Source organism: Caballeronia sp. LZ035, assembly GCF_031451175.1.
Lineage (GTDB): Bacteria > Pseudomonadota > Gammaproteobacteria > Burkholderiales > Burkholderiaceae > Caballeronia.
Window position 1 is genome coordinate 1590278 of sequence record NZ_JARUXS010000003.1, and the last position, 24935, is coordinate 1615212.

Here is a 24935-nt window from a genome sequence, read left to right on the forward strand (position 1 = left end):
ACGCCTGTCATGTCATCCTCAACCCCTTCCCAAGCCTCTTCCCGTATCGTTCGCATCGCCGTGCCGACGGTTGCACTCGCCGTCATCGCGGGGCTGGGTTTCAAGCTTTCGTCCGACTCGGGCACCGAATCCACCAACGATGCCTACGTGCAGGCCGATTTCACCCTCGTCGCGCCGCGTGTCGCCGGTCAGATCGCCGATGTGATGGTGCAGGACAACCAGACCGTCAAGGCGGGGCAACTGCTGTTGCGCATCGACGATCGCGATTTCCACGCCGCGTTGATGAGCGCCCAGGCGGATGTCGTCGCGGCCCACGCCGCCGTCGCCAACTTCGATGCGGAAATCGCGCGGCATCCGTCGCTGGTCGAGCAGGCACGCGCCACGCTGCGCTCGGATGACGCCGCGATCGAGTTCGCGCGCGCCAACGCATCGCGCTATCACAACCTCTCGGAGACCGGCGCGGGCACCACGCAGGAACAGCAGCGCGCATCGAGCACGCTGGCGCAACAACTCGCGCAACAGGCCCGCGACCACGCCGCGCTGAGCACGACCGAACAGAATCTCGCCGTGCTGCACTCGCAGCGCGACAAGGCCGCTGGTGCGCTCGCGCGTGCCGAGGCCGCGCTGGAGCAGGCCACACTCAACCTGTCGTACACGGAGATCCATGCGCCCGTCGATGGCAAGGTGGGACGCCGTTCCGCGCGCGTCGGCGCATTCGTGACGCCCGGTGCGCCGATGCTGGCCATCGTGCCGCTGCGGGACGCCTATGTCGTCGCCAACTTCCAGGAGAACCAGATCACGCGGATGCGGCCCGGCGAAAGCGTGCGCATCAAGGTCGACAGCTTCCCGGGCCGCGTCATCACGGGCCATGTGGAAAGTCTCGCGCCGGCGACCGGCGTGAGCTTCGCGCCCATTGCGCCCGACAACGCCACCGGCAACTTCACGAAGATCGTGCAGCGTGTACCGGTGAAGATCGCGATCGACCGTCCGCAGGAAGCCGCCGATGCATTGAGCGTGGGCTTGTCGGTGGAAGCGGAAGTGTCGGTCGGCAGGCAGCGCGAAACGCTCGCCCTTGGAGGTGACGCCAAATGAACCCGAATGACATGCCGCTGCGCACGCTGGCGCTCGCCGTCCTTGCAAGTTTCGTGATAACAGGATGCACGGTCGGCCCCGATTTTGTAGCGCCGCAGAGCGCCACGCCCGACGTGCTCGAACGGACGCACAACGCACAGGCGCCGAGCAAGCCGGTGCAGGCCGACTTCAATCCCGACTGGTGGACGCTGTTCGACGACCCGGTGCTGAACGCGCTGCAACAGCGCCTCGCCGACGCCAACCTCGACGTGGCTGCGGCATCCGCGCGCTTGCGGCAGAGTCGCGCCACCCAGCGCGTGGCCGGTGCGGCCGCGCTGCCGACGCTCGATGGCGCGGCGTCCTACAACCGCGAACGCGGCAGCGAGACCGGCGTGCTGTCGCTGCTGGGCGTCACGCCGACACAAAGCCAGCCGCAGTCCGCGTCGGGCAGCGCGCCGCTCGGCGTGGCGGGCATGCCGGGCGCGAAGGGCTCGCCGGCCTACGATCTCTATCAGGCGGGCTTCGATGCATCGTGGGAACTCGACATCTGGGGCCGCGTGCGACGCGGCGTCGAAGCGGCGGGCGCGTTGTCGGAGGCGTCGTTCGAGGACCGCAATGCCATTCTGCTGTCGGCGCGCGCGGAACTGGCACGCGACTATATCGACTTGCGCGACACTGAATCGCTGCTAGACATTGCCCGGCAGAACCTCGACATCGCCCGCGATGCGGTCAGGCTCACGAAGATCCGGGTGCGCGAAGGTGTCACGACGGACCTCGACGTCGCCAATGCATCGGCGCAGATGGAAAACATCGAGAGCCTGATTCCGACGCTCGAAGCGCGGCGCGATACCACCATCAACGCGATCGGCGTATTGCTCGGCGAGCAGCCGGGCGCATTGCGCGATGTACTCGCCGATGCCCGCGACCTGCCGAAGCTGCCAGAACAGGTGCCGGTCGGTTTTCCGTCGGAACTCGCGCGGCGGCGGCCGGATATCAGGAAGGCCGAGGCGCAACTGCATGCGGCCACCGCTTCCATCGGCATGGCGAAGGCCGACTTCTATCCGCGCATTTCGCTCAACGGCAGCGCGGGGTTTCAGAGCCTGCAACTCTCCAGTCTCGCCGACTGGGCGTCGGGGCAATTCGTCGTCGGGCCGTCGATCACGTTTCCGATCTTCGAAGGCGGACGGCTCAAAGGCACGCTGCAACTGCGCGAGGCGCAACAGGAAGAAGCCGCGATCGTCTTCAAGCGCACGGTGCTCGAAGCCTGGCGTGAAGTGGACGATGCGTTGCTCGTCTACGATGCCGAGCAGCGTCGGCGCGAACGGCTTGCTTCCGTGGTGAGCCTGAACCAGCGCGCGCTTGCCGTGGCGGAACAGCGTTACAAGGCCGGCGCGCTCGACTATCTCGACGTGCTCAACGTGCAGAAGCAATTGCTCGACGCACAGAGCAATCTGGAACGCGGCAAGGCCACGGCCGCCGAGAATCTGATCACGCTGTGCAAGTCGCTGGGCGGCGGGTGGGAAACGACTTACGATCATCGTTACGCCAGTCGTTGAGGGCTCTGGCACGCCCGGCGTGCCATTCCTGTTGCTTCATGCGCCCGCAGCACAAATAAGATCGCCGGCTCATCACTCGAACGCTTCGAGCGACACAGCCGGCGATGGCTCGCAAGACCACGCTACGCTTCAAGAATCTTCACGTCATAGTCTTCGTCCGCAAACGCGACGATGAACTCCTCCGGCATCAGCCACGAATCGACGCTGACCGTCTTCGCGCCGATATCGACCTGGACCTGCGCGTCGGCATCGACGGTGCGCATCGCGTGTTCGAGCGCGGCGATGTCTTCGGAATGAATCTCCTGCTTGACTGAGAATTTCATGATGTTGCTCCAGTAATGGAAGGATCGGTTGAACCATCCGCAGCGCGGATCCGTGCATCGAAACCAGACACCTCAGTGACCTCCCGCGCCCGCCGCGCCTGCGCCCGCGCCCTTGCCCGGCTTCGTCAGCCAGATGAGCGGCACGATCGCGATGAAGATCACTCCGGACAACCAGAAAATGTCGTTGAGACCGAGCATCGCGGCTTGCGTCGTCAGCGAGCGCTCGAAGAACGCCAGTGCCTGCGACGGATTTCCGCCCAGCGCGCGTTGTATCGAGCCGATTGCATCCGTGAAAAGCGGGTTGTGCACGCTCGCTTGTTCGACGAGCTGTGAGTGATGCAGGATCGTGCGGTCGTTCCAGCCCGTGGCCGCGAGCGACGTGCCGACCGCGCCCGCGAACACGCGCGCGAAGTTCGACAGGCCCGCCGCCGCCGGAATCTTCGAAGGCGGCAAGCCCGACAGGATGATGGCCGTCAGCGGCACGAAGAACAGCGCGGTGGGAATGCCCTGCAGCAAGGTCGGTACGACGAGCGTCCACGTATCGACGCCGGTCGTGTAGTGCGAGCGCATGAAGAACACGGCGGCGAAGCCGAGGAACGCCAGGGTGGCGAGCACGCGGGCGTCGGAGCGCGGCATCAGCTTGCCCATGACCGGCGCGAGGATCACGGCGAAGATGCCGAGCGGCGCGGTGGCGAGGCCGGCATCGACCGAACGATAGTCGAGGTATTCCTGCATCCATTGCGGCAGCAGCACGAGGTTCGAAAAGAACACCGCATAGGCCACGGAAATCGCCACCGTCCCGCCCAGGAAATTGCGCCCGGTGAAAAGCGTGATGTCCACCACCGGGTTCTTCTCCGTCAGTTCCCAGATGAGAAAGAACACGAAACTGATGAGCGCGAACACACCGAGCGCGACGATCACCGGCGAATTGAACCAGTCGAGGTCCTTGCCCTTGTCGAGCATGATCTGCAACGACGCAACCCACGCGATCAGCGAGAGCAGTCCAACCTTGTCGATGGGGATGCGCTTCACCGGCGTCTCGCGATCGCGATAGATCGCCCAGGTCACGCCCGCCGCGAACAGCCCGACCGGAATGTTGATGTAGAAGATCCATGACCACGAATAGCTGTCGGTGATCCAGCCGCCGAGTGCGGGCCCCGCAATGGGACCGACGGTCGCCGTCATCGCCCAGAGCGCGAGCGCGGTCGAACTCTTTTCTTTCGGATAGGAGGCGAGCAGGATGGCCTGCGACATCGGGATCAGCGGGCCCGCCACCGCGCCTTGCAGAATGCGCGCGGCGAGCAGCACCGGCAGATTCGGCGCGATGCCGCACAACCACGACGAAATGACGAACAGCAGGATCGACCAGACGAACAGCCTGATCTGTCCGACGCGCTGCGTGAGCCAGCCGGTCAGCGGGATCGAGATGGCGTTGGCGGCGGCGAACAGCGTGATGACCCATGTGCCTTCATCGACGGACACGCCGAGATTGCCCGCGATGGTCGGTATCGCCACATTGGCGATCGACGAGTCGAGCACGTTCATGAAGGTGGCGAGCGCCACCGCGAGCGTGGCGAGGACGAGCTTGCCGCCTTGCAGCGGAGCCGGTTGGGATGTCGGGTTCATTGCTTAACCTGTTTTGTCTTTCACTGACGTGTCAGATAAATGGCCACAAAAAAGTGCGTTAGCGGGCCGTCACGTTGTCCGCGATGATCCGCTCGATCTCCGCGTCCGCTTCTTCGCCGTAGCGGCTGAAGACATCGGTCTTGTATGACGTCGTCGTGGCCGCGCCGAGTTGCGTGCCGGACCGGTCGCGCGTTTCGACTTCCGTTTGCATGGAGAGGCCGATGCGCAACGGATGCGCGTCCAGTTCTCGCTGGTCGAGCCGGATGCGCACCGGCAGACGCTGCACGACCTTGATCCAGTTGCCCGTTGCGTTCTGCGCAGGCAGCACCGCGAAGGCCGCACCCGTGCCCGCCGAGAAGCCTTCGACATGACCGTGATATTTCACCTTCGAGCCGTAGGCGTCGGCGCTGAGCGTCACCGGCTGACCGATCCGCATGTGCGCGAGCTGCACTTCCTTGAAGTTGGCATCGACCCAGACGCCGTCGAGCGGCACGATCGCCATCAGCGGCGCGCCGGGTGCGACGCGCTGCCCCACTTGCACCGAACGCCGCGCGACATAGCCGGTGACCGGCGCGGGCAGCGTGTTGCGTGCGTACGCCAGCCACGCGTCGCGCACTTTCGTGGCGGCTGCCTGGACATTCGGATGCTGCGCGATGGAGGTGCGGTCGGTCAGCGCGTGATTCGCCTCGGACTGCTGGCGCGCGGCGTCGAGCGCGGCCTGTGCGGCGCTCACGGCATCGCGCGCATGGGCGACGTCTTCGCCCGACACCGCACCGGTTTCGGCGATCGAGATGCGCCGCTTCAGGTCGGCTTGCGCGCGCGTGAGATCGGACTGGCGCTGGGCAATCGTCGCGCCGTAGTACGCATTGTTGACGTACAGGCTGCTCACCTGCCGTACCGTTTGCGCGAGCGTCGCTTCGGCATTGCCGAGCGCGACTTTCGCGTCGGCGGCGTCGAGCGTGACGACGGGCGCGCCCTGATGCACGATCTGCGTGTCGTCCGCATTGACGGCGACCACGGTGCCGCTCACTTCCGGCGTCAGTTGCACGAGATTGCCGCTGACATAGGCGTCGTCGGTGTCTTCGAAGAAGCGGCCCGTGGTGTAGTAATAGCCGCCCCAGCCTGCGCCCGCCAGGGCCACACTCGCCGCAAGCAGCGTGAGCAGCAGCTTGCGCTTGCTGCGCGGTTTCGTCTCGGCGGCGGAGCCGGATCGATCCGCCTCGCTGCGTTCCTTGATGATGGTGTCGCTCATGTCCCTGCTCCCGTTCTGTTCGTGATGTCGCTCAGCGTGCGGCGATGGCGTCCGCCTGCGTGTCCGTGTAGCCGCCGCCCAGCGCGGCCGCGAGTGCGATCTGTTGATCGCGGCGGTCCATCTTCAGGTCCGCCACCGCACGTTCGGCCGCGAGCGCGTTGGTCTCGGCGTTCAGCACGGTCAGCTGATTCGTGAGTCCCGCGCGATACTGCGTGAGCGCGAGTTGCTGCGCGCTGCGAGCGGCGTCCTGCGCGCTCGTGGCGTCGACGAGTTGCGCGTCGGTCGAGCGGATCTGCGAAAGGCCCGTCGCGACATCGCTCAGCGCCGTGACGAGCGTCTGGTTATAGGTGGCCACGGCGTAATCGAAATCGGCGTAACGGCCTTTCAGTTGCGCACGCAATGCGCCGCCGTCGAAGATGGGCAAGTGAATCGCCGGTCCCGCCGACATCGTGCGGCTCGCCGCCGTCAGCAGCCGGCCGAAGCCGAATGCATCGAGCCCGAGCGACGCGCTCAGGTTGATGTCGGGATAGAACTCGGCCTTCGCTTCCTTGATGTCATGCGTCATCGAGTCCACGCGCCAGCGCGCCGCGACGAGATCGGGGCGGCGGCTCACGAGATCGGCGGGCAGATTGCCGGGCAAACGCACTTCATCGCCGATGCCAAGGCGCGGACGGTCGATCGACAAGCCACGATCCGGGCCCTTCCCCAACAGCGCCGCAATCTGATAGCGCGTCGCGACGATGCGGCCATCGAGCGCCGACAGCGTTGCGCGACTCGTTGCGAGATTGGCGTCCGCGGTCTTGCGCTCGACTTCGGTATCCAGCCCGTTGGCAATGCGGCCCGCCGTGATCCGCACAATCTGCTCACGCTGGGCCACGTCGCTCTGCGTGATATCGCGTAGCGCATAAAGCCGCGCAAGCTGGTTGTAAGACCGTGCGATCGATGTATCGAGCGCGAGTCGCACAGCCTCGGCATCCGCCTGGCTGGCCTGCACCTGGGATACGGCGGCGCGCAGCGCCTCACGATTCTTGCCCCACAGATCGAGCTCATAGGACGCGGACAGCAGCCCCTTGTTCTCGGATTGCCACGATCCCGCATAGGGCGGCGGCACGAGCGCGTTCTCCGAATAGCGTTGCCGCGTCCAGGAATACGACGCGCCGACTTGCGGCAGGGTATTGGCCCTGGCGGTCTCGCTGTACGCCGATGCCGCCGCGATGCGCGCACGCGCCTGGTCCAGGGTCGGACTGCCCGCGATCGCTTCGTCGAGCAACGCATGCAATTGCGCGTCGCCGAATTGATCGGCCCAGTCGGGCGCGGGCCAGCGGCCACCATCGGCGGCCGGAAGGCTCTGCGCTGTCGCGTAGCTTTGCGGCTCCGCCATGTCCTTGTCGCTATGGATGCCGGCGTAGTTCGCGCACGCTGTCAGCACGGCAGCGAAGGCCAGCGTGATGCTGGTTTGCGCGAGCCTCGAAGTGAGGCGGTCATGATTCACTTGCTTGAACATTTTCTGACCTGTCAGATAAATGAGCGAAAAAATACACGGCCGTCAAACGCCGTGCGTTCAGTCTTCGAGGAACTTGCTCAGCAGGCGGCGCAGTTCGTTGAACTCGGCCCGCGTGAATTTCCTCAGACGTTTATTGAGTACCGCCGGCGCGATATGCGGCAATTCATCGGCGATCTTCTCGCCCTCGGGCGTCAGCGTGAGATTAACGACGCGTCGATCTTCCAGACTGCGCGCGCGTTGCAACAGTTGCCGCGCTTCGAGCTTGTCGAGCATGCGCGTCATCAGGCCGGTGTCGATGCCCAGCAGTTTTGAAAGTTCGAACGGCGTCTGCGTCACCCCGCCGCGCATGGACATGAGAATGCCCATCTGCTGCGTGGTGATGCCGAGGTCCTTCAACGCCGCGTCAAGTTCCGCGACCAGCAGGTTGCGCGCCTTGTTGACGGCAAAACCGACGCTCTGTGTCAGCGTGAAGTTCTTGTGGGAGTAGTGGTCCATGGAGTTTCTCCAGAGCGGCCAAACTTCAATGGACTCAACTTTACTGCAAAGTCAGATTTTGTCATAGTCTGTTTTTGGAATGATCTATTGCAGGAACGCTCGGCTCAGGCATGACGCGCTCACGGTTGTGGTGAAACGTCGAACGAAATGCGTCCCGCCGGCAGAAAGGTCAGCGAGATCACCGCGCCGCCCTTGACCTCCGGGTAGTGGCGGCTTCCAGGGTCCGGCGAGGTCCAGCCGCCATGGCACCAGCCGTTGAGACCGCGAAGCGCGGCGCCATCGTCGAGCGGAAACACCATGTTGAATTCGCCGTACGGATGCGCGTGGAAGTGCCCTCTGAAGCTGTCTTCCGGATGTCCCTGCGTATTGCCGGCGCTATCCATCAGCACGACCGTGATGCTGAAGAAGCAGGTCTTTTCGCAAGGCGCACTGAGCAACGAGCGGCGATAGCGCGGTCCATCGATCTCGAGGTTTGCCGCCCAGCCGTCTTGCACGCCACGCTTCACCCATTGCGCTATTTGCTGGTAGAGATCGCTCTGCACGCCATATTCCCTGTTGAGCCATTGCTCGACCTCCGGACTTGCCGTCCTGTCCTTGATTCCTTCGAGCAACGTGAAGAGTCGCGCGAGCAATGGCTCCTGCGGCGGCGTCGCGTCCTGGTTCGTTTCGGGCATGGCGGTCGTGTCCTCGTTCGAAGTTTGGGGCGCAGATGAAAGCACGGATCGCCTTCGACAAGTGCACGTTGGCCAGAAACCGCACGCGAATGGCCAAGGAAACACCTCGTTCTTCGAGATGAGGAAGGTCTGCACGCAAACTGCAACCGCGATTTTCCGCGCGTACACTCGACGCAGTCCAACATGACATGCACGAGTCGTCGCAATGGGAACCCTCGTGTTCCGTTGCGTGCCCCTGGCGTACAGGCGGTTGACTCAACCCGGTGTATTAGCAGCATGAGGAAGAGGTTTCGTTCTCCCGGACCCGCGATGCCGTGATGCGTCGTCCCGGCATGCGATGTCTGACCGCGCACGCGCAACAGGTCAACCTTCATGAATATCGCCGACGTCCACGACAACAGCCGCGCAAACACGGACGCTCCCGCGCCGCAAGCGCCCATGCTGTCGCTGCGCCTTGCGGTGGGATTGATTGGCATGCTCGGCGCCTCACTCCTCGCGATCCTGAACGAGCAGGTCACGGCGGTCGCCATGGTGGATGTGCAGGGCGCCTTCTCGATCGGCCATGACGATGGAACCTGGCTCACCGCATTGTTCGAAGCGGCCAACGTCGCCACGATGATCTTCGCACCGTGGTTCGGCATCACGTTCACGCTCAAGCGCTTTACGACAGGCGCCGTGCTCGCCACGATGCTCTTCGGCTTCCTGTGTCCGTTCGCTCCATCGTTGATGGCGCTGTACGTCCTGCGCATCCTGCAGGGCATTTCAGGCGGCTGCCTGCCGCCCATGCTGATCATCGTCGCGCTGCGTTACCTCCCGCCGCAGATCAAGCTGTACGGACTCGCCGGCTACGCGTTGACCGCGACCTTCGGACCGGCGCTCGGCACGCCGCTCGCCGCGCTCTGGACCGAGTACGTCAGCTGGAAGATGGTGTTCTGGCAGATCCTGCCGATGGGCCTGGTGAGTTGCATCGCGATTGTGTGGGGCCTTCCCGAAGATGCGCCGAAGCTGGAACGCTTTCGCTCGTTCAACTGGATCGGCTTGATCACCGGGCTGCCGGCGGCGGCGATGCTCGTGATTGCGCTCTTGCAGGGCGATCGTCTCGACTGGCTCGAATCCGGTTTCATCTGTGCAATGTTTATTGGCGGCACTGCGCTGCTCGTTGCGTTCCTGATCAACGAGTATTTCAATCCGATGCCCTTCTTCAAGCTGCAACTCCTCAAACGCCGCAACTTTACCCATGGTCTGGTGACGCTCGCCGGCGCCGTCACGCTGCTGGTGGGCGTCGCCGCGATTCCCGGTCAGTTCCTCGCACGCGTGCACGAATATCGCCCGTTGGAGTCCGCGCCGCTCTCGCTGCTCGTGGCGTTGCCCTTGTTGATCGTGCTGCCGCTCACGGCCGCGACTCTGAACATGCGGCGCGTGGACGTGCGCTGGGTGTTATCGCTCGGCCTGCTGTTCATGATCGCCACGTGCGCGATGGGCAGCTATATGAACTCCGAATGGATCCGCGACAATTTCTACTGGTTGCAGTCCCTGCAAATCATGGCCCAGCCGATGGTCATTCTCTCGATCCTGATGGGCGTCACCACCGGCTTGCCGCCCACGGAAGGACCCTTCGCGTCCGCGATGTTCAACACCGTCAAGACCTTCTCCGCGGCCGTGGCGACCGGCCTGATAGAAGGACTCGGCACCGCTCGCGAGCGCTTTCATTCGAACCACCTCGTGGATCAGCTCGGCAATCGCGCGCTCGTGACCAGTGAGAGCATCGACGCGACGCACGGCCTCGGCGAACTCGCGCATCGTGTGCATGAGCAGGCGCTCGTGCTGGCATCGGCCGATCTGTATCGCGTGATGGCGTGCGTCGCCGTCGCGCTGCTCGTGCTCGTTCCCGTCTTGCCCGTGCGTATTCATCCGCCCTGGTACGTGAAGCCGTCACCCTCTCCTTAAGGGACGTCATCATGTTTTCCACCCTTCGCGCGCATTCCAGGCTCATCATCGTTGCGGCACTGGTCATCGCGCTCATTGTCGTCGCGTGGATCGCGTACCGGTTGCTTTCGAACCCGGACGTCGAATCCACCAACGATGCCTACGTACAAGCCGATTTCACGCTCGTCGCGCCGCGCATCGCCGGCCAGATCTCCGATGTGCTGGTCAACGACAATCAAATGGTGAAAACGGGGCAAGTGCTCGTGCGCATCGACGATCGGGACTATCGCGCCGCGCTGCTGAGCGCCGAAGCCGATGTCACCGCAGCCCGCGCCGCCGTGGCCAACTTCGATGCCGAAATTGCGCGGCAGCCTTCACTCGTCGATCAGGCGCGCGCGACCTTGCGTTCTGATGAAGCCGCTATCGAATTCGCGCGGGCCAACGCTTCGCGCTATCGAAACCTGTCGGATGCGGGCGCGGGCACTACACAAGAGCAGCAGAGCTCATCGAGCACGCTGGCGCAACAACTCGCCCAGCAAGCGCGTGACCGCGCCGCATTGAAGACCACGGAGCAAAACCTGCAAGTGCTGCGTACGCAACGTGACCGGGCCGCCGGCACGCAAGCGCGTGCCGAGGCAGCGCTGGAGCAAGCGAAGCTGAACCTTTCGTACACGGTGATTCCTGCGCCTGTCGACGGCAAGATCGGGCGACGCTCCGCGCGCGTTGGCGCATTCGTGACGCCGGGTGCGCCGGTGCTTGCCGTCGTGCCGCTGGCGCAGGCGTATGTGGTCGCCAATTTCCAGGAAAACCAGATCGCGAAGATGCGGCCCGGCGCACGGGCGCGAATCAGAGTGGACAGCTTCCCCGGCGTGGTGATCCGCGGGCGTGTCGATAGCCTCGCGCCCGCGACCGGCGTCAGCTTCGCGCCCATCGCGCCCGACAACGCCACCGGCAACTTCACGAAGATCGTGCAGCGCGTGCCGGTCAAGATCACCATCGATCCGGGACAGGAGGCGGCAGCGGACCTGAGCGTCGGTCTTTCAGTCGAGGCGCAAGTCGTAACGGGCCGGCACGGCGAAACCCTCGCGCAGGGAGTCGAGTCGAAATGAAAGCGAAGATTGTGCTTGCCCTGCCCGCATGCCTCCTGATCGCCGGCTGCATGGTCGGGCCGGATTTTGAACGCCCCGCCGCCGCCACGCCCAAGGTCTTCGACCGCACACAAACCGAGCAGGCCCCGAGCAAGGCTGTCGAAGCGGCGTTCGTTCAGGACTGGTGGACCCTCTTCGACGATCCCGTGCTAAACGCACTCGAACAGCGTCTCGCCGATGCGAACCTGGACGTGGCCGCGGCATCGGCACGGCTGCTCCAGAGCCGCGCGCAACGGCGTATCGCGGGCGCGGCGGAATGGCCGGCGCTCGATGCCGCCGCGTCGTATAACCGCGAGCGCGGCAGCGAGAACGGCATCCTCTCGCTGCTCGGCGTGACGCCCTCGCAGGGTCAGCCGGAGTCGGCATCGGGAGGCGCACCGCTCGGTGTATCGGCGCTGCCGGGCCCCAAGGGATCGCCAGCCTATAACCTGTATCAGGCCGGCTTCGATGCATCGTGGGAGCTCGACATCTGGGGCCGCGTACGGCGCAGTGTCGAAGCTGCCAGCGCGCTGACGCATGCATCGTACGAAGACCGAAACGCCATCCTTCTGTCCGCGCGCGCGGAACTCGCGCGCGACTATATCGATGTGCGCAGTGCGCAATCGCTGCTGGAGATCGCACGACAGAACCTCGCTATTGCACGGGACGCGGTGAAGCTCACGCAAGTGCGCGTGCGGGAAGGCGTCACCACCGACCTCGACGTCGCCAACGCCTTGGCGCAAATGGAAACCATCGAAAGCCTGATCCCCACGCTCGAATCGAGTCGTGATACGGGCATCAACGCCATTGGCCTGTTGCTTGCCGAGCAACCGGGCGCGTTGCAACCCATGCTCGCCGCCACGCGCGATACCCCAAACCTCCCGCGTCAGGTTCCCGTCGGCTTCCCGTCGGAACTTGCGCAGCGCCGGCCCGACATCAAGAAGGCCGAGGCGCAGTTGCATGCCGCGACGGCGTCCATCGGCATGGCGAAAGCGGATTTCTATCCGCGCATCGCCTTGAATGGCAGCGCGGGATTTCAGAGTCTCCAGCTGACGAATCTCGCCGATTGGGCATCGGGACAATTCGTGGTGGGGCCTTCCATCACATTTCCGATTTTCGAAGGGGGACGGCTGAAGGGCACGCTGCAACTTCGCGAAGCGCAGCAGCAGGAAGCGGCGATCGTCTACAAGCACACCGTGCTCGAAGCATGGCGCGAAGTCGACGATGCACTGCTCGTCTATGACGCCGAACAGCGGCGGCACGCGCGCCTGACGAACGTCGTCAGCCTGAATCAGCGCGCGCTCGGCATTGCGCAACAACGCTACAAGGCCGGCGCGCTCGACTATCTCGACGTGCTCAACGTGCAAAAGCAATTACTGGATGCGCAGAGCAAGCTGGAAGAAAGCAAGGCGACAGCTGCGGAGAATCTCATCACGCTGTGCAAGTCGCTTGGCGGCGGCTGGGAATCGAGCTACGAGACGTCGCTCACGGTCTTCGGGGAATGAAGCCCGGGCTGCCGGTCTTGACGACTTCGTTGAAGCGCAGCCTCGTCTGAATGCCGTCGATCTCGTCAAACGCTTCATCCGGCAGCGCGGAGACCGTGAAGTTTTCTTGCGCGCGCGCTTCGCTCTTGGGCGTCGTGAGCAACGCGGTGCCGCGTTGCACGGCCCAGGCGAGCAGCAACTGTGCCGGCGTTCTATCCAATTGCGCGGCCAGTCTGGCGATGACCGGATCATCCAGCGGTCCAGGCTTGATGCCATGTCCCAGCGGCGCGAAGGCAAGAAACACGATGCCATGCGCCTGGCAAAACTCCAGCAACTCGCGCTCGGGCAGATAGGGATGGGCTTCGACTTGCACGGCCGCCGGTTTGATGCGCGCAGCTTCGTAAAGCGGACGCAGTTCATCCAGACCGATATCCGACAAACCGATGGCGCGGCATCTTCCGTCATCGACGAGGCGCTCCATCGCCTTCCAGGTATCGAGCAAGCTCACGCCTTCATCGTAAAGAACATTACCGTTCGCATCGCGCGGATCGTGCTCGTCGCCCGCCTGGAACGCGAACGGCGTGTGGATGAGATACAGGTCCAGATAATCGACCTGAAGCCGTGCGCAACTGGCATCACAGGCCGCCTCCACCCGTTCCGGCCGGTGATTCGTGTTCCACAGCTTGGTGGTGACGAAGATGTCGCCGCGCGACAATCCTTCGCTTGCCATCCCTGCTTGCAGCGCCTCGCCGACTTCGCGCTCGTTGCGATAGCGCTCGGCGCAGTCGAAGTGTCGAAAGCCTGCTTGCAGCGCGGCGCGGGTCGCGCTCAACGTGATGGCCGGATCGGCAATGAGTGTGCCGAAACCGATGGCAGGCATCTGACCGGCGCCCTGTGCAAGCGGCAAGGTCTTCAACCGGAAATCCTCGAAGGTATTCATGACGGCATCTCCTGGTTCACGGCATACGCTGCACCCACCGGCTTCGCCACGCCGGCGCCTCGAACGCCTCAGTGAAGTACTGGGTTTCGTGCACGACCTTGCCGTTCGCGAACGACATGATGCTCACGGTCAGCGCTGCGCGCTTGCCATACGTGATGACGTATTCCGTCACCCACAGGTCGCCGCTTCCCTGTATGCGCCTGACCTCGAAGCCCGAGGGCCGGTCCGGATGACCGGAACGCAGCGCCTGAAGATTGGCCTTGCCGTGGATCCGCTCGCCTGATTGAGGATAGTCGCAGATGGCGTGTTCGTCGTAGATAACGTGTTCCGCGTCGAGATCGCCCGCCGCCGACGCGCGCCAGTGTGCATTCAATGCTTCACGTATCGTCTCATCGTGCACGGCGGGCTCCTGTTCTCATGAGGACTCGGAAGGCCATCAACGCAGCGTCTGGAAACTCGCCCGGATTTCCTGAGTGAAAAGCTGAGGCTGCTCCCATGCCGCAAAATGCCCGCCCTTGGGAAGACGATTGTAGTGAATCAGTTTCGGATACGCCCGCTCCGTCCAGCTGCGCGGCGCGCTATAGATTTCGTCAGGAAACACGCTGACGGCGACCGGAATCTCCACGTGCTTCGGTGCGAAGAAGTTGAACTTGTTTTCCCAGTACAGTCGCGCCGACGAGATGGATGTCCCGGTCAGCCAGTACAGCGTGACGTTGTCGAGCACGTCGTCGCGCGTCAGCCCTTCCGGTTGGCCCTGAAACACGCGCGCGATCATCTCCTGGCTGCGTGCGTCGTGATCGAGCATCCACGCTGCCGCACCGATAGGCGAGTCTTCGAGTCCATACAGCGTCTGCGGACGGTTCGACATTTCCAGCGCATAACCCAGGCCATGCTTGTAGAAATAGTCGAGCTGTTCGAATGCATGTTGCTCGTCTTCGGATAGCCCTGCCGGCGCGGGCTTGCCGTATTTCAGATCGTCGGCGATATCGTCGGGAACCGTGGCCGGCATGTTGGTATGCATGGCAAGCAAACCGGACGGCTTCAGCAGCGCCATCTGTTCGGTCACGGCGTTGCCCCAGTCGCCGCCCTGCGCGACATAGCGCGTGTAGCCCACGCGCTCCATCAACGCGACCCAGGCCCGTGCGACGCGGGCGGGATCCCAGCCGGTGGTGGTGGGCGCACCGGAAAAGCCGTATCCCGGCAGCGACGGAATCACCACATCGAATGCATCCGCCGCCGTGCCGCCGTATGCGGTCGGGTTCGTCAGCGGATCGATGATCTTCATCTGTTCGATGACGGAACCGGGCCAGCCATGCGTGATGATGATCGGCAACGCATTCGCATGGCGCGAGCGCACGTGCGTGAAGTGAATGTCGACACCGTCGATCTCGGTCACGAACTGAGGCCGCGCATTGAGCTTCGCTTCCATCTTGCGCCAGTCATACGCCGTGGTCCAGTAACGCGCGAGGCTTTGCATCGTCACGAGTTGCACGCCCTGGGTGGCATCCGGAACCGTTTCGCGGCTGGGCCACTTGGTCGCCTTCACGCGCCGTCTGAGTTCCGCAAGCTGCGCTTCCGGCACATGCACGCGCAAGGTCCGTATTGCAGTCTTGTCGCTGCCGGACGGCTTCGACGTGGTGGTAATGGCGGTATCGGCGAAGGCGAATCCGCTTGCGGAACCGGCAGCCGCCGCGGCCACGGCCGTTTCCATGAAACGCCGACGTGACGACGCTTCGACTCGAGTACTGTCTGCCATGTCATTCCCCTGGGGTTCGTTTCGCCATTCCCGGCACGCGCTCAACGCCGGCGTCATGCCTTGCCGTGCAGCACCGCGAGAATTTGCGGCGTAAAGCGAGGATCGTCCGCTGCCACGTCGGCCGACAGTCGCGCCGTGATCTCCTGCAGGAACCAGCGATTGCCGTCCGGATCGCTGAACGTGGCAAACGTCGCGTAACTCCTGCGCTCCGGACTGGCGCCCGCAACACACCCCGTGCCGTCATTGCGATGAAAGACGCCACCCGCGTCGTGGAAGAGCGGGCCCACCTCCACGCCTCGCCGCTCCAGTTCCGCACGCGTGGCCGCGATGTCGGCAACGACGAGGTAATGCCCGCGCGCCGTGCCCGGCGCGGCATCGGTCATGTTCTGCCCGAACATGACCGAGCATGCGGATTCCGGCGGCGTGAACTGGATCACCCGGTAGCCATCGTCACCTTTGAAGTCGACGTCCAGACGCCATCCCAGGCCGCTATAGAAGGCTTTGGCGCGGTCGACGTCGGACACCGGCACCACGGCAATCTCCAGTTTCATGCCGAGCGCGCCGGCGCCGGACGTCGCGGATTCCTGTTCGCTTTGCATCGAATCGGTGCTCATGACGGCTCCTGGAGAGATCAGTTGCCCGGTTCATAAATGGTGAGCCGGTTGTCGACACGCTGGACGCCCGCCACTTTCGCTGCGGCCGCCTGTGCGGTATCGATCTGCGACTGGTCCGGTACAGAGCCTTCCAGCGTGACCGTGCTGCCACGTGCAAGCACGTTGATGTGCGACGAGTCCAGACCCTTTACTTTGGTAAGCGTATGGCGCACGGAGCGGCCCAGTGCGCGATTCTCCGCGCGGATCGCCTTCTTGCTGGTCGCGGCCGTGCTGTCAGGCGACGCTTCCGCGGCGATTGCGCGTGGAACGGTCACGGCGAAGATGACCATGAATGACGCGGCCGCCGCGACGGTGAAATTCAATAATCGGGTTCGCATGCCTTGCTCCTTTCGGTAACGAAGTCGGCACCGACGCAACGCGTGACGCCGGTCGCCAAACTTCATTACAGGACGGCGCGCGCGTTCCTTCAATCGTCACCGGGTATGTCGAACCTTGCCGCGCGTATAGTCCCGCTCGGTCAGCGAGCCGAAGGACGGCGCAGAAACTCGCGGACGATGTCAGCGATTTCATCGGCCTTTTCATCGAGCGCGAAATGTCCCGCATCGAGCAAGTGAACCTCTGCATCGGGAACGTCATCCCGGTACGCGTGGGCTTCGCCGGGCAGGAACGACGGGTCGTAACGCCCCCATACCACCAGCATGCGCGGCCGATGACCGCGCAGCCACGCCTGCCACTTCGGATAGGCGGCGACGTTGGACTGATAGTCGTAGAACAGATCGCTCTGTATGCGCGTCTGGTCCGCGCGCGACAGGAACGCGAACTCGTCGGTCCACAGATCCGGATCGTATCGATCGACGTTCGGGCTCGTGCCGACATGACGCTGTTTCGCCGCCGCGAGCGACATCAGATTCTGTTCGACCGCGGCCTGATACTTCTCGCGATGGGCCCAGAACGCCCGGCGCGTATCCCACAACGGCCCGAGCCCCGATTCATGCGCTACGGCGTTTTGCACGATCATCGCCTGCACGCGTTCCGGATACGCCAGCGCGAGCCGAAAGCCCACGGGGCCGCCATAGTCCTGCACATAAAGCGTGTACGAATCGAGCCCGAGCGCGTTGACGAAGCCGCCGACCACCTCGGCCACATGATCGAAGGTGTAGGCGAAACGCTCCGGAGAAGGCGCGTCGCTATGACCGAAGCCCGGGAAATCCGGTGCAATCAGGCGATATTCGTCGCCGAGTCTTTGCAGCAGCGGTTCGAACATGCGCGAAGACGAGGGAAAGCCGTGCAACAAAAGCACGACTCGCCGATTCTCCCAGCCGGCTTCGCGATAGAAAATCGACAACCCGTCGACAGTAATGGATTGGTATCTCACCTGCATGATGAGCGGCTCATGATGTGCCGGACTGTGCCAGCGGAAGGTTGAAGAAGAATCGTGCGCCGCCGTGTACCGACGCGTTGTCGGCATCGATACGTCCGCCATGCGCCTCGATGATCGACCGGCAGATGGCCAGGCCCATGCCCATGCCGTTCTCTCGCGTCGTGAAGAAGCTTTGAAAGATGTGCGTCATGTCCTGTACATCGACGCCGGGGCCGCTGTCTTCCACGCTGCACGTGACGCTGGATGAATCGGCGAGATCGGTGCGTATCGTGACGATCCGGGCGCCTGTGCCGTCCGCTTGCATCGCTTGCATCGCGTTGACGACCAGGTTCACGATGACCTGTTGCAACTGCACGCGATCGACGAGGACCACGGGCGCGGGGCGCGCGCACTTGCGAACGATCGTGACGCCGCGCGAGCCGACATCATGTTGCAGAAACAGCAGCGCCTCGTCGATGAGTTCATCCAGCGGCGCCTCGGCGCGCGTCAGTCCGCGGCGCATGGCCATCGCCCGGATACGGTCGACGATGTCCACCGCGCGCTGGGCATCGATCCTGATGCGCTGATTGACGAGGCGTGCCTCATCCACGTCCGGTGTCTTGCGATCGAGCCAACGGGTGCTGAGCGCGCTGTTCATCGTGATCGCGGCGAGCGGCTGTTTCAGTTCATGCGCGATCGAGGCGCTCAGTCCGCCGAGCGTGGCAATGCGCGCCGCGTGCGCGAAGTCCGCCTGGAGCCGCTGCAACATGTCCTGCGCACGAATGCGCTCCGTCAGGTCGACGAGACTGATCAGCGCAATGCCGAGATCCTCCGCCGCGATGGGCCGGGCGATCGTCAACAGCACGTCGATGATGCGTCCGTCGAGCGTCGGGATTCTCGTCGTCTCCTGAAACACCGATGCGCCGCTGTACCGGCTTTCCAGCGCGCGCCTGAAGGTGCCGGGACTTTCGCGCCAGACCCAGGGCACCGGACCGAGCAGCATGTTCGCCTCCTGGGCGCCGAACATGCTCGCGGCGTGGTGATTGACTTCCTCGATGACGAGCAGCTCCATTGCGCGGTTCAGCCAGCCGGGATGGTCGTCGATATAGTCCGACAGGTTCTCCACGCCTTGTGCGCGCAGATCCGACAGCAACGCAATGAGCGGCTGGGCGTCGATCTGCCAGAGTCCCACGGGCATGTCGAAGAACAGGCTGCGATAGCGATGCTCGCTGCGCAGCAATGCGGCATGGGCCTGCTTGCGCGTCGTGATGTCCTTCAGCACGCCGAGCACGCGTATGCCGTCATCGAGGTCCGCCAGCACGTGCGCCACCAGTTGCAGGTGCCGCACGGCGCCATTCGGCATCAGCAGCCTGTGCTCGATATCGAACGGCTGGCGTTCGCGCATCGCCCGGTCGAGCATCAGGCGCACGAAGGTCACGTCATCGGGATGCACCCGCGCCAGCATCAGTTCAAGGGTCGGCGGCGTGGCCGTGTCGTACTGGAAGATCCGGAAGCTTTGCTTCGACCAGAACAGCTCGCCGCTCGACACATGCCAGTCGAAGCTGCCGGTGTCGCTCAGTCTCTGTGCATCGGCCAGCAGCGCCTCGGCATGTTGCAGATCGGCGTAGAGGCGCGCTGTCTCAAGCGACATCGCCGCCTGCGATGCAAGCAGCCGCAAGATGGCGCTGCGGGCCGGCGTGAAGACGTTGGACGCGAGCGTGTTCTCCAGATAGAGCACGCCGATCAGGCGCGTCTGCTTGATGAGCGGCAAGCACAGGATGGATCGGCAGTCGTGACGCATCACGTACTCGTCGGATGAGTACGGATGGGTGGATGAGGCATCGTGGAGCAGCAGACTGTCGCTGGCCCGCATGACATAGCGCAGGACCGACCCCGGCAAATCCACCTGGTCGATCCGCAACTTGAGCGAACGCACGTCGATGCGATTCGCACTCGCCGTGGCCTCGGCTTCGACACGCATGTCCTTGCGGCGCCTGAGCAGCAACAGACAGCGATTCGCGCCAGCGTGTTCGAGCGCCAGCTTCATCAGCGTATGGATCAACTGCTCCAGATCGACACCGCTGAAGATGGCGCGCGACACGCTGACGACCGTTTCCAGATCGAGCTGCTCGCTGGTGGTGGCGATGGTTCCGTCGATGTCCGTGAGCGCGCGCGGCGCCTGCGCGTGGTCGCGCGCCAGCTGGCGCACCTTGCTGTGGGCGCCCCAGCGCTCATAGCAGGAGCGCGCATTCGCCAGATAGGTGCCCGCGATCGTCTCCAGCCCACGCCCGGCGAAAAAGCGTGCGGCCAGTTCATGCGCCAGCGCCTGGTGATGGATGAAACCCTGCTCGCGCGCCGAGCGCACCGCTTCCTCGTAGTGGTGCATGGCATCCGACGCGCGGCCTTCGAGACGCGCGGCTTCAGCGGAGATCAGCGCGTGGCAATGACGGAAATTGCTCGGGCAATGACTCGCCCAATCCGCGAACTTCGCGCAGACCGCATGCACGGTGCGACGCCGTTCAATCCGCTGTTCCTCGTTTGCCGACGCATCCAGCGCCGTCAAGGTCAATGCATGAAAGAAGTGAAACGTCGCTTCTATCGGCAGCGCCATGGCGGCATCGAGATTTGCCTGTGCGTGCCGGGCGGCGTCGAGCGCGTCGTCGTAGCGTCCTTCCAGATAGGCCAGCATCAGATCCATGATGTGACCGAACGCGATGCCGCAGCCGAAGTTCGCCTGCACGATCACCGCAAACGCGGCTTCGCGATCGAAGCGGGCGTTCGCCGGGGTGTCGTCGCCGGGTTCGCCCAGCAGCGTCGTCGCGAAATGCTGTTGCAGGCGCACCGTCTCGTACACCGCGTCGTTGCGGCTCTGCCGTGCAAACGCCGCGTGACGCCGGGAAAGCCGCAGCACTTCGCTTAGGGGCGTGCCCTTCTCTATCGTCTGCCAGACGGTGGTGAAGGCAAGGTAACCCGCGAAAGCCAGGTCGCCGACGTCGAGACACGCGCTGCTCGCGCGTTCGAGTATCGGCAGATCGGTCATGATGTGACGACGCCAGAAGTTGATGTGATTGCCGTGAAGATGCAGCAGCTTGCCCTTGAAGCGCCGATTGCCGAACTTCTCGTTCAATGCAAGCGACATCTCCGAGAACTGCACCGCGGAGGCAATGTCGCCGATGCGCGAGACCAGCATCAGCGCGTAGTTGCCATACGCGAAGCTCGACTTGTCGGTATTGCCCGCGCGCAGCGACAGGTTCACCGCCTTCAGTGTGATGAGCGGATAAAAGGCAGGCCGGGCGATGAACGCGCAGGGCATCGATTCCACCAGCAAGTCGATGATCGTCCAGGTGGCCGGATCGGTTGCGACCGGCGCATCGACCAGCATGTCGATGCTGCGGCCCGCAAGACCACGGGCAATGTCATGCAGTTCCCGTTCGACCTCGGCGCTGGCGGCGGCGTCGTGCAGCGGCAGCAGCACGCCGAATTCGCGCAAGGCCAGCACGGCGACGTCGAAGCTTTCATCGAAGCGGCCCGCAACCTGATACAGCTCCATCCGCAAGCCGAAGACCTTCGCACGGTCCAGGCTCGAACAGGCGCGTTCGAGCATCATGTCGAAGAGCGCGTCGGCCTCCGCAAAGCGGCCAGCGAGATACTCGCATTCGGAGAACGCCAGATAGAGCGCGAACGTGCGGGCGTAGTGCCGGGTCCACGCGTCGCCGGACAGAAGCGCCACGCCTTGCGCGAGATAGTTGCGCGCCGCCGCGAACGCCGCCGAATTCATCGCGCGGCGCCCGGCCTCGTCATTGAGCACGAGGGTGCGTTCGCGCTCGTCCGCATCGGACATCAACGCGATCCCGCGATTGAGATGGTTGACGATATCGAAGAGGAACTCGCCGGGCTCGTCCGGCGCGCTGCCCGCCGCCAGCGCGCGGCCGACATGCAGATGCAGCGCGGGCCGCTCGTCCTCCGGAATCAGCGCATAGGCGGCTTCCTGCACGCGGTCATGCACAAACACATAGGCATCGTCGACCCGACGCACCAGGCCGCTTTTCATGGCCTCCCACAGCCTGGCGTCGATCGCGTCTTCTGCTTCGCCATGGACGCGCGTCAACGCGTCGATTCGCGCCACGTTGCCCAGCGCCGCAAGCCGGCTCAGCGCTTCGCGCGTCGGCTGCGGCAGGCGGCCGAGCCGGGCGGCCATCAAGCTGGCGACGTTCTCGGTCAGGCCCTTCGCGCGGATCCGCCCCAGGTCCCACGTCCAGTGGCCGGCACGATGATCGAAGGCGAGCAGTCCTTCGTCGGCCAGCATCGTCAGGAACTGGATCAGGAAGAACGGATTGCCGCCGGTCTTCTCGTGCAGCAGGTGCGCGAGCGGCGTTGCATCGTCCGCGCTGCAGCGCAGCGCATCGCAGAGGAGTTCCGTCGTGCTGCCGGTCGCGAGTGCCTTTAGATCGATGTGTTTCACGTTCATGCCGGCGTCGCTCACTGCATCGATCATGTGGGCGAGGCGATGTCCCGGCTCGGCGCCCTCCACGCGATACGCGCCGACCAGCAGCAGGTGTGTCACGTCGGTATGCGCCGCGAGGTCTTCGATCAATTCGAGCGTCGCTGCGTCGAGCCATTGCAGATCGTCGATGAACAACGCGAGCGGATGCTCCGGTCGCGCAAACACGCCGAGCAGGCGGCGAAACACAATGTGAAGCCGGTTGCGTGCTTCCTGCGGCGGCAGTGCCGGCACCGCCGCCTGTTCGCCGATGATCAGCGCCAGCTCCGGAATCAGAGCGATCATCAACTGCGCATTGGGTGCGAGCGCTTCAGTCAGTTCGCGCCGCCAGTGCTTGAGTTCCGCATCGCTCCGGTTGAGCAGGATACGCACGAGCGACTGGAACGCCTGCGTGAGCGGCACATACGGGGTATCGCGCTGATACTGATCGAACTTGCCCGCTGCAAACAGGCCGCGCGACGGCACGAGCGCCTTTTGCAATTCGTTGACCAGCGCCGACTTGCCGATGCCCGCATAGCCCGAAACCAGGACGATTTCGGCATCGCCCTGGGTTGTCACGCGATCGAACGCCGCGAGCAGCGCGTCGATCTGCGTCGCGCGTCCGTAGAGTTTCTCCGGGATGCGCAAGCGGTCGGACGCATCGCACGTGCCGAGCGTGAAGGACGGTATGTCGCCGCTCGCTTCCCACGCCGCGAGGCAGGTTCGCAGATCGGCCAGCACCCCGAGTGCGGTCTGGTATCGATCCTCCGCGATCTTGGCGAGCAACCGGTCAACAATGCACGCGATCACGGCGGGCAAGCCCTGGACGCAATCCGTCACGGGCACGGGCCGGCGCGCAATGTGGCAGTGGATCCATTGCATCGCATCCGATGCGGCGAAGGGCGGTGAGCCCGTCAACATCTCGTAGAACAGCGCGCCGAACGAATACAGGTCGCTGCGGGCGTCGACCGAGCGGTTCATGCGTCCCGTCTGCTCGGGAGACATGTAGGCCAGCGTTCCCGCGATGACCTCCGGCGGCACCGCCGGCTGATGCTCGTGCGGCAGCAGCGACGCAATGCCGAAGCCGGTCAGGCGCACGTGCTCGTCCGCGTCGACCAGCACGTTCGCGGGCTTGATGTCCTTGTGCACGATGCCGAGCGCGTGCATCTCGACCATGGCCTGCGCGAGATTCACGGCGATGCGCAGGCAGCGCGCCAGTGCCAGCGGCTTGCCCAGCGCGCGGACCAGCGGGTCGCCGCCGCTGTCATCGAGGATCAGCACGGGCGGCACGCGTCCGAGATCGAGCGCGAGCGGCTGCGCGGACCACTCGGGCGCGAGCAGCGAGGCCAGGCCATATTCGTGTTCGAGCCGCATGATGGTCGGCGACGCAGGCTGATTCGCGACGCGCACGAGCAGCGTGACCGGCGAGTCCGGGCGATTCGCGCGGTACATGAGCAGGTCGCCGTCGTTGTGCAACGGTTCGAGCGCAAAGCCGGTGAGGTCCATGTGATGCTCCCTTTCGCCGCTCTCTTCCGACGAAATCGATACGCATCCGACGACCCGTACCGCTTCCGACGCGAAAAGCAGCCTATCACGCAAGGAGCCCGTTTCACCTTCCCTGGCTTGCGCCACTCTTCACCCGAAGAAGGACTAGCGCCACAACGATCCTGTGTAATGCGCGAGTCTCGCTTCCACATCCGGATCCTTCTGCAAACCCATCTCCATCAATTGAGCGATCTTCTCGCGAGCGGCCGGCCGCTGCACGGCGGCGATGAAGGCGTCCCATTCGGGTGCGACGGATGTATCGGGCGGCAACGTCTGTGCATTGACATGGCGCTTGATGACCGCAAGCGATTGCTTGTCGAAGGAAGCGATGCGCGTGGCGAGCGCTTCGACGAAGTCGTCGAGTTCCTCGTCCGGCAACGCCCGGTTGACGTAGCCGTAGCGCTCCGCCAGCGCGCCGTCGAAGTCGTTTCCGCTCGTCAGCACTTCGAGCGCGCGCCCCCGACCGATCAGCCGCGACAGCCGCGTCATGGGTCCGCCCCCGGGCACGAGCCCGGCGCCGATTTCCCATTGCGACAGCAACGCGTTGTCGCGGCTCGCGAAGCGCATGTCGCTCGCCAGCGCCAGTTCGCTGCCGACACCGGTTGCGCGACCGCGAATCTTCGCAATCGAGATCACCGGCATCCGGCCAATGCGCACCAGCATGTCGGGCAACGGCGGCAATCCCGTCGGACCGGGCGCCATGCTGGTCGTGGCTTCGAGCGGCGGCTCAAAATCGTAGTGCGTGAGAAAGAAGCCCGGCACCGCGCTCTCGAAGACCACCACCTGCACATGCGGGTCCGTTTCAAGCGCGGTGACCACGGCGTTGAGCTGCGGCAGCATATCCGGCCCGAAGATATTGAACGGCGGCTGATCGATGATGACGCGCCAGTACGACGGGCTGCGCGGCTCGATCCGGATCTGCGCGCGGGTGCTATCGAAGGTCATGTCGCTTTCTCCATTACCGATGTTTTCGGTCGCGTGATGCAGCAACTATAGTGGTGGAAACCGCGGCCCGGCGGCGTGTTCATACCAACGTATGTCGGTCTATACGAGGTGCACGCAGCAGCGATACGGCGCGTTGCAGAACCTGTTCAGCGCGTCAAAGGTTATTTAACCCGCGACGCTGCAACGGAGTCCGGATCGCAGCCAACATCGCTCACAACTCGGCAGAATTTTTTTATTAAATCCTGCTAGAGTGTTTC

The 24935-nt window shown here is 64.0% G+C and carries 19 protein-coding genes; 5 read left to right on the plus strand and 14 right to left on the minus strand.

The genetic code is table 11. The annotated features are described in order from the left end of the window. Positions 1-9: 9 nt before the first annotated feature. Together QCE88_RS29880 and QCE88_RS29885 are read left to right on the plus strand one after the other, a co-directional pair. A complete protein-coding gene (locus tag QCE88_RS29880) occupies positions 10-1092 on the plus strand; it encodes an HlyD family secretion protein (RefSeq protein WP_309908600.1) in 1083 nt (360 codons plus the stop codon). Beyond that, on the plus strand, positions 1089-2627 hold the full coding sequence (locus QCE88_RS29885; protein ID WP_309908602.1) for an efflux transporter outer membrane subunit: 1539 nt from the start codon (positions 1089-1091) through the stop codon (positions 2625-2627). The genes QCE88_RS29880 and QCE88_RS29885 overlap by 4 nt, the downstream gene beginning before the upstream one ends. A 122-nt stretch (positions 2628-2749) precedes the next feature. Here QCE88_RS29885 and QCE88_RS29890 read toward each other — a convergent pair whose 3' ends face one another. The 6 genes from QCE88_RS29890 to QCE88_RS29915 all read right to left on the minus strand — a co-directional run bounded on the left by QCE88_RS29890 (position 2750) and on the right by QCE88_RS29915 (position 8501). Then, on the minus strand, positions 2750-2950 hold the full coding sequence (locus QCE88_RS29890) for a copper chaperone (RefSeq protein WP_309908604.1): 201 nt from the start codon (positions 2948-2950) through the stop codon (positions 2750-2752). Between the two features lie 72 nt (positions 2951-3022). Next, positions 3023-4576 (minus strand): DHA2 family efflux MFS transporter permease subunit, encoded by a 1554-nt coding sequence (locus QCE88_RS29895; protein ID WP_309908605.1) that lies wholly within the window; start codon positions 4574-4576, stop codon positions 3023-3025. 58 nt (positions 4577-4634) lie between these two features. After that, a complete protein-coding gene (locus tag QCE88_RS29900; protein ID WP_309908607.1) occupies positions 4635-5828 on the minus strand; it encodes an HlyD family efflux transporter periplasmic adaptor subunit in 1194 nt (397 codons plus the stop codon). 31 nt (positions 5829-5859) lie between these two features. Continuing rightward, entirely contained in the window at positions 5860-7332 is a 1473-nt protein-coding gene (locus QCE88_RS29905) for an efflux transporter outer membrane subunit (RefSeq protein WP_309908609.1), read from the minus strand. A 57-nt stretch (positions 7333-7389) separates the two neighbouring features. Next, on the minus strand, positions 7390-7827 hold the full coding sequence (locus tag QCE88_RS29910; protein ID WP_309908611.1) for a MarR family transcriptional regulator: 438 nt from the start codon (positions 7825-7827) through the stop codon (positions 7390-7392). A 119-nt stretch (positions 7828-7946) separates the two neighbouring features. Further along, positions 7947-8501: a DUF4863 family protein gene (locus QCE88_RS29915; protein ID WP_309908613.1), complete on the minus strand. Its 555-nt coding sequence runs from the start codon at positions 8499-8501 to the stop codon at positions 7947-7949. A 372-nt stretch (positions 8502-8873) separates the two neighbouring features. Between QCE88_RS29915 and QCE88_RS29920 the strand changes: the two genes are divergently transcribed. The 3 genes from QCE88_RS29920 to QCE88_RS29930 are packed head-to-tail and all read left to right on the plus strand — an operon-like array spanning position 8874 to position 13059. Then, positions 8874-10448 carry an MFS transporter gene (locus QCE88_RS29920; RefSeq protein ID WP_409018243.1) on the plus strand — a complete coding sequence of 525 codons (1575 nt, stop codon included), beginning with the start codon at positions 8874-8876 and terminating at the stop codon, positions 10446-10448. A gap of 11 nt (positions 10449-10459) precedes the next feature. Beyond that, entirely contained in the window at positions 10460-11536 is a 1077-nt protein-coding gene (locus QCE88_RS29925; protein ID WP_309908615.1) for an HlyD family secretion protein, read from the plus strand. Then, on the plus strand, positions 11533-13059 hold the full coding sequence (locus QCE88_RS29930; protein WP_309908616.1) for an efflux transporter outer membrane subunit: 1527 nt from the start codon (positions 11533-11535) through the stop codon (positions 13057-13059). Before QCE88_RS29925 ends, QCE88_RS29930 begins: the two co-directional genes overlap by 4 nt. Here the strand turns inward: QCE88_RS29930 and QCE88_RS29935 are convergent. The 8 genes from QCE88_RS29935 to QCE88_RS29970 form a co-directional block, all read right to left on the minus strand. Continuing rightward, on the minus strand, positions 13040-13978 hold the full coding sequence (locus QCE88_RS29935; protein ID WP_309908618.1) for an aldo/keto reductase: 939 nt from the start codon (positions 13976-13978) through the stop codon (positions 13040-13042). The two genes, QCE88_RS29930 and QCE88_RS29935, sit on opposite strands and share 20 nt — an antisense overlap. A gap of 16 nt (positions 13979-13994) precedes the next feature. Further along, entirely contained in the window at positions 13995-14378 is a 384-nt protein-coding gene (locus tag QCE88_RS29940; protein ID WP_309908620.1) for a nuclear transport factor 2 family protein, read from the minus strand. A 36-nt stretch (positions 14379-14414) separates the two neighbouring features. Continuing rightward, positions 14415-15734: an epoxide hydrolase gene (locus QCE88_RS29945; protein WP_309908621.1), complete on the minus strand. Its 1320-nt coding sequence runs from the start codon at positions 15732-15734 to the stop codon at positions 14415-14417. A 53-nt stretch (positions 15735-15787) separates the two neighbouring features. Then, positions 15788-16348 (minus strand): VOC family protein, encoded by a 561-nt coding sequence (locus QCE88_RS29950; protein ID WP_309908622.1) that lies wholly within the window; start codon positions 16346-16348, stop codon positions 15788-15790. A 17-nt stretch (positions 16349-16365) separates the two neighbouring features. Next, positions 16366-16725, minus strand: coding sequence for a BON domain-containing protein (locus QCE88_RS29955; RefSeq protein ID WP_309908624.1), 360 nt, complete (start codon positions 16723-16725; stop codon positions 16366-16368). 140 nt (positions 16726-16865) lie between these two features. Next, positions 16866-17729, minus strand: a complete 864-nt coding sequence (locus tag QCE88_RS29960) for an alpha/beta hydrolase (protein WP_309908625.1) — start codon at positions 17727-17729, stop codon at positions 16866-16868. A 10-nt stretch (positions 17730-17739) separates the two neighbouring features. Beyond that, positions 17740-23694, minus strand: a complete 5955-nt coding sequence (locus QCE88_RS29965) for an AAA family ATPase (RefSeq protein ID WP_309908627.1) — start codon at positions 23692-23694, stop codon at positions 17740-17742. 144 nt (positions 23695-23838) lie between these two features. Then, positions 23839-24678, minus strand: a complete 840-nt coding sequence (locus QCE88_RS29970) for an enoyl-CoA hydratase/isomerase family protein (RefSeq protein WP_309908628.1) — start codon at positions 24676-24678, stop codon at positions 23839-23841. Between the last annotated feature and the right edge of the window lie 257 nt (positions 24679-24935).

What these genes read in the sequence shown, in the direction of transcription:
- QCE88_RS29905 (WP_309908609.1), bottom strand. Translation starts at nt 7,332, where the DNA reads ATGTTCAAGCAAGTGAATCATGACCGCCTCACTTCGAGGCTCGCGCAA.
- QCE88_RS29915 (WP_309908613.1), bottom strand. Translation starts at nt 8,501, where the DNA reads ATGCCCGAAACGAACCAGGACGCGACGCCGCCGCAGGAGCCATTGCTC.
- QCE88_RS29920 (WP_409018243.1), top strand. Translation starts at nt 8,874, where the DNA reads ATGAATATCGCCGACGTCCACGACAACAGCCGCGCAAACACGGACGCT.
- QCE88_RS29945 (WP_309908621.1), bottom strand. Translation starts at nt 15,734, where the DNA reads ATGGCAGACAGTACTCGAGTCGAAGCGTCGTCACGTCGGCGTTTCATG.
- QCE88_RS29880 (WP_309908600.1), top strand. Translation starts at nt 10, where the DNA reads ATGTCATCCTCAACCCCTTCCCAAGCCTCTTCCCGTATCGTTCGCATC.
- QCE88_RS29910 (WP_309908611.1), bottom strand. Translation starts at nt 7,827, where the DNA reads ATGGACCACTACTCCCACAAGAACTTCACGCTGACACAGAGCGTCGGT.
- QCE88_RS29950 (WP_309908622.1), bottom strand. Translation starts at nt 16,348, where the DNA reads ATGAGCACCGATTCGATGCAAAGCGAACAGGAATCCGCGACGTCCGGC.
- QCE88_RS29895 (WP_309908605.1), bottom strand. Translation starts at nt 4,576, where the DNA reads ATGAACCCGACATCCCAACCGGCTCCGCTGCAAGGCGGCAAGCTCGTC.
- QCE88_RS29885 (WP_309908602.1), top strand. Translation starts at nt 1,089, where the DNA reads ATGAACCCGAATGACATGCCGCTGCGCACGCTGGCGCTCGCCGTCCTT.
- QCE88_RS29960 (WP_309908625.1), bottom strand. Translation starts at nt 17,729, where the DNA reads ATGCAGGTGAGATACCAATCCATTACTGTCGACGGGTTGTCGATTTTC.
- QCE88_RS29925 (WP_309908615.1), top strand. Translation starts at nt 10,460, where the DNA reads ATGTTTTCCACCCTTCGCGCGCATTCCAGGCTCATCATCGTTGCGGCA.
- QCE88_RS29900 (WP_309908607.1), bottom strand. Translation starts at nt 5,828, where the DNA reads ATGAGCGACACCATCATCAAGGAACGCAGCGAGGCGGATCGATCCGGC.
- QCE88_RS29965 (WP_309908627.1), bottom strand. Translation starts at nt 23,694, where the DNA reads ATGGACCTCACCGGCTTTGCGCTCGAACCGTTGCACAACGACGGCGAC.
- QCE88_RS29970 (WP_309908628.1), bottom strand. Translation starts at nt 24,678, where the DNA reads ATGACCTTCGATAGCACCCGCGCGCAGATCCGGATCGAGCCGCGCAGC.
- QCE88_RS29890 (WP_309908604.1), bottom strand. Translation starts at nt 2,950, where the DNA reads ATGAAATTCTCAGTCAAGCAGGAGATTCATTCCGAAGACATCGCCGCG.
- QCE88_RS29955 (WP_309908624.1), bottom strand. Translation starts at nt 16,725, where the DNA reads ATGCGAACCCGATTATTGAATTTCACCGTCGCGGCGGCCGCGTCATTC.
- QCE88_RS29930 (WP_309908616.1), top strand. Translation starts at nt 11,533, where the DNA reads ATGAAAGCGAAGATTGTGCTTGCCCTGCCCGCATGCCTCCTGATCGCC.
- QCE88_RS29935 (WP_309908618.1), bottom strand. Translation starts at nt 13,978, where the DNA reads ATGAATACCTTCGAGGATTTCCGGTTGAAGACCTTGCCGCTTGCACAG.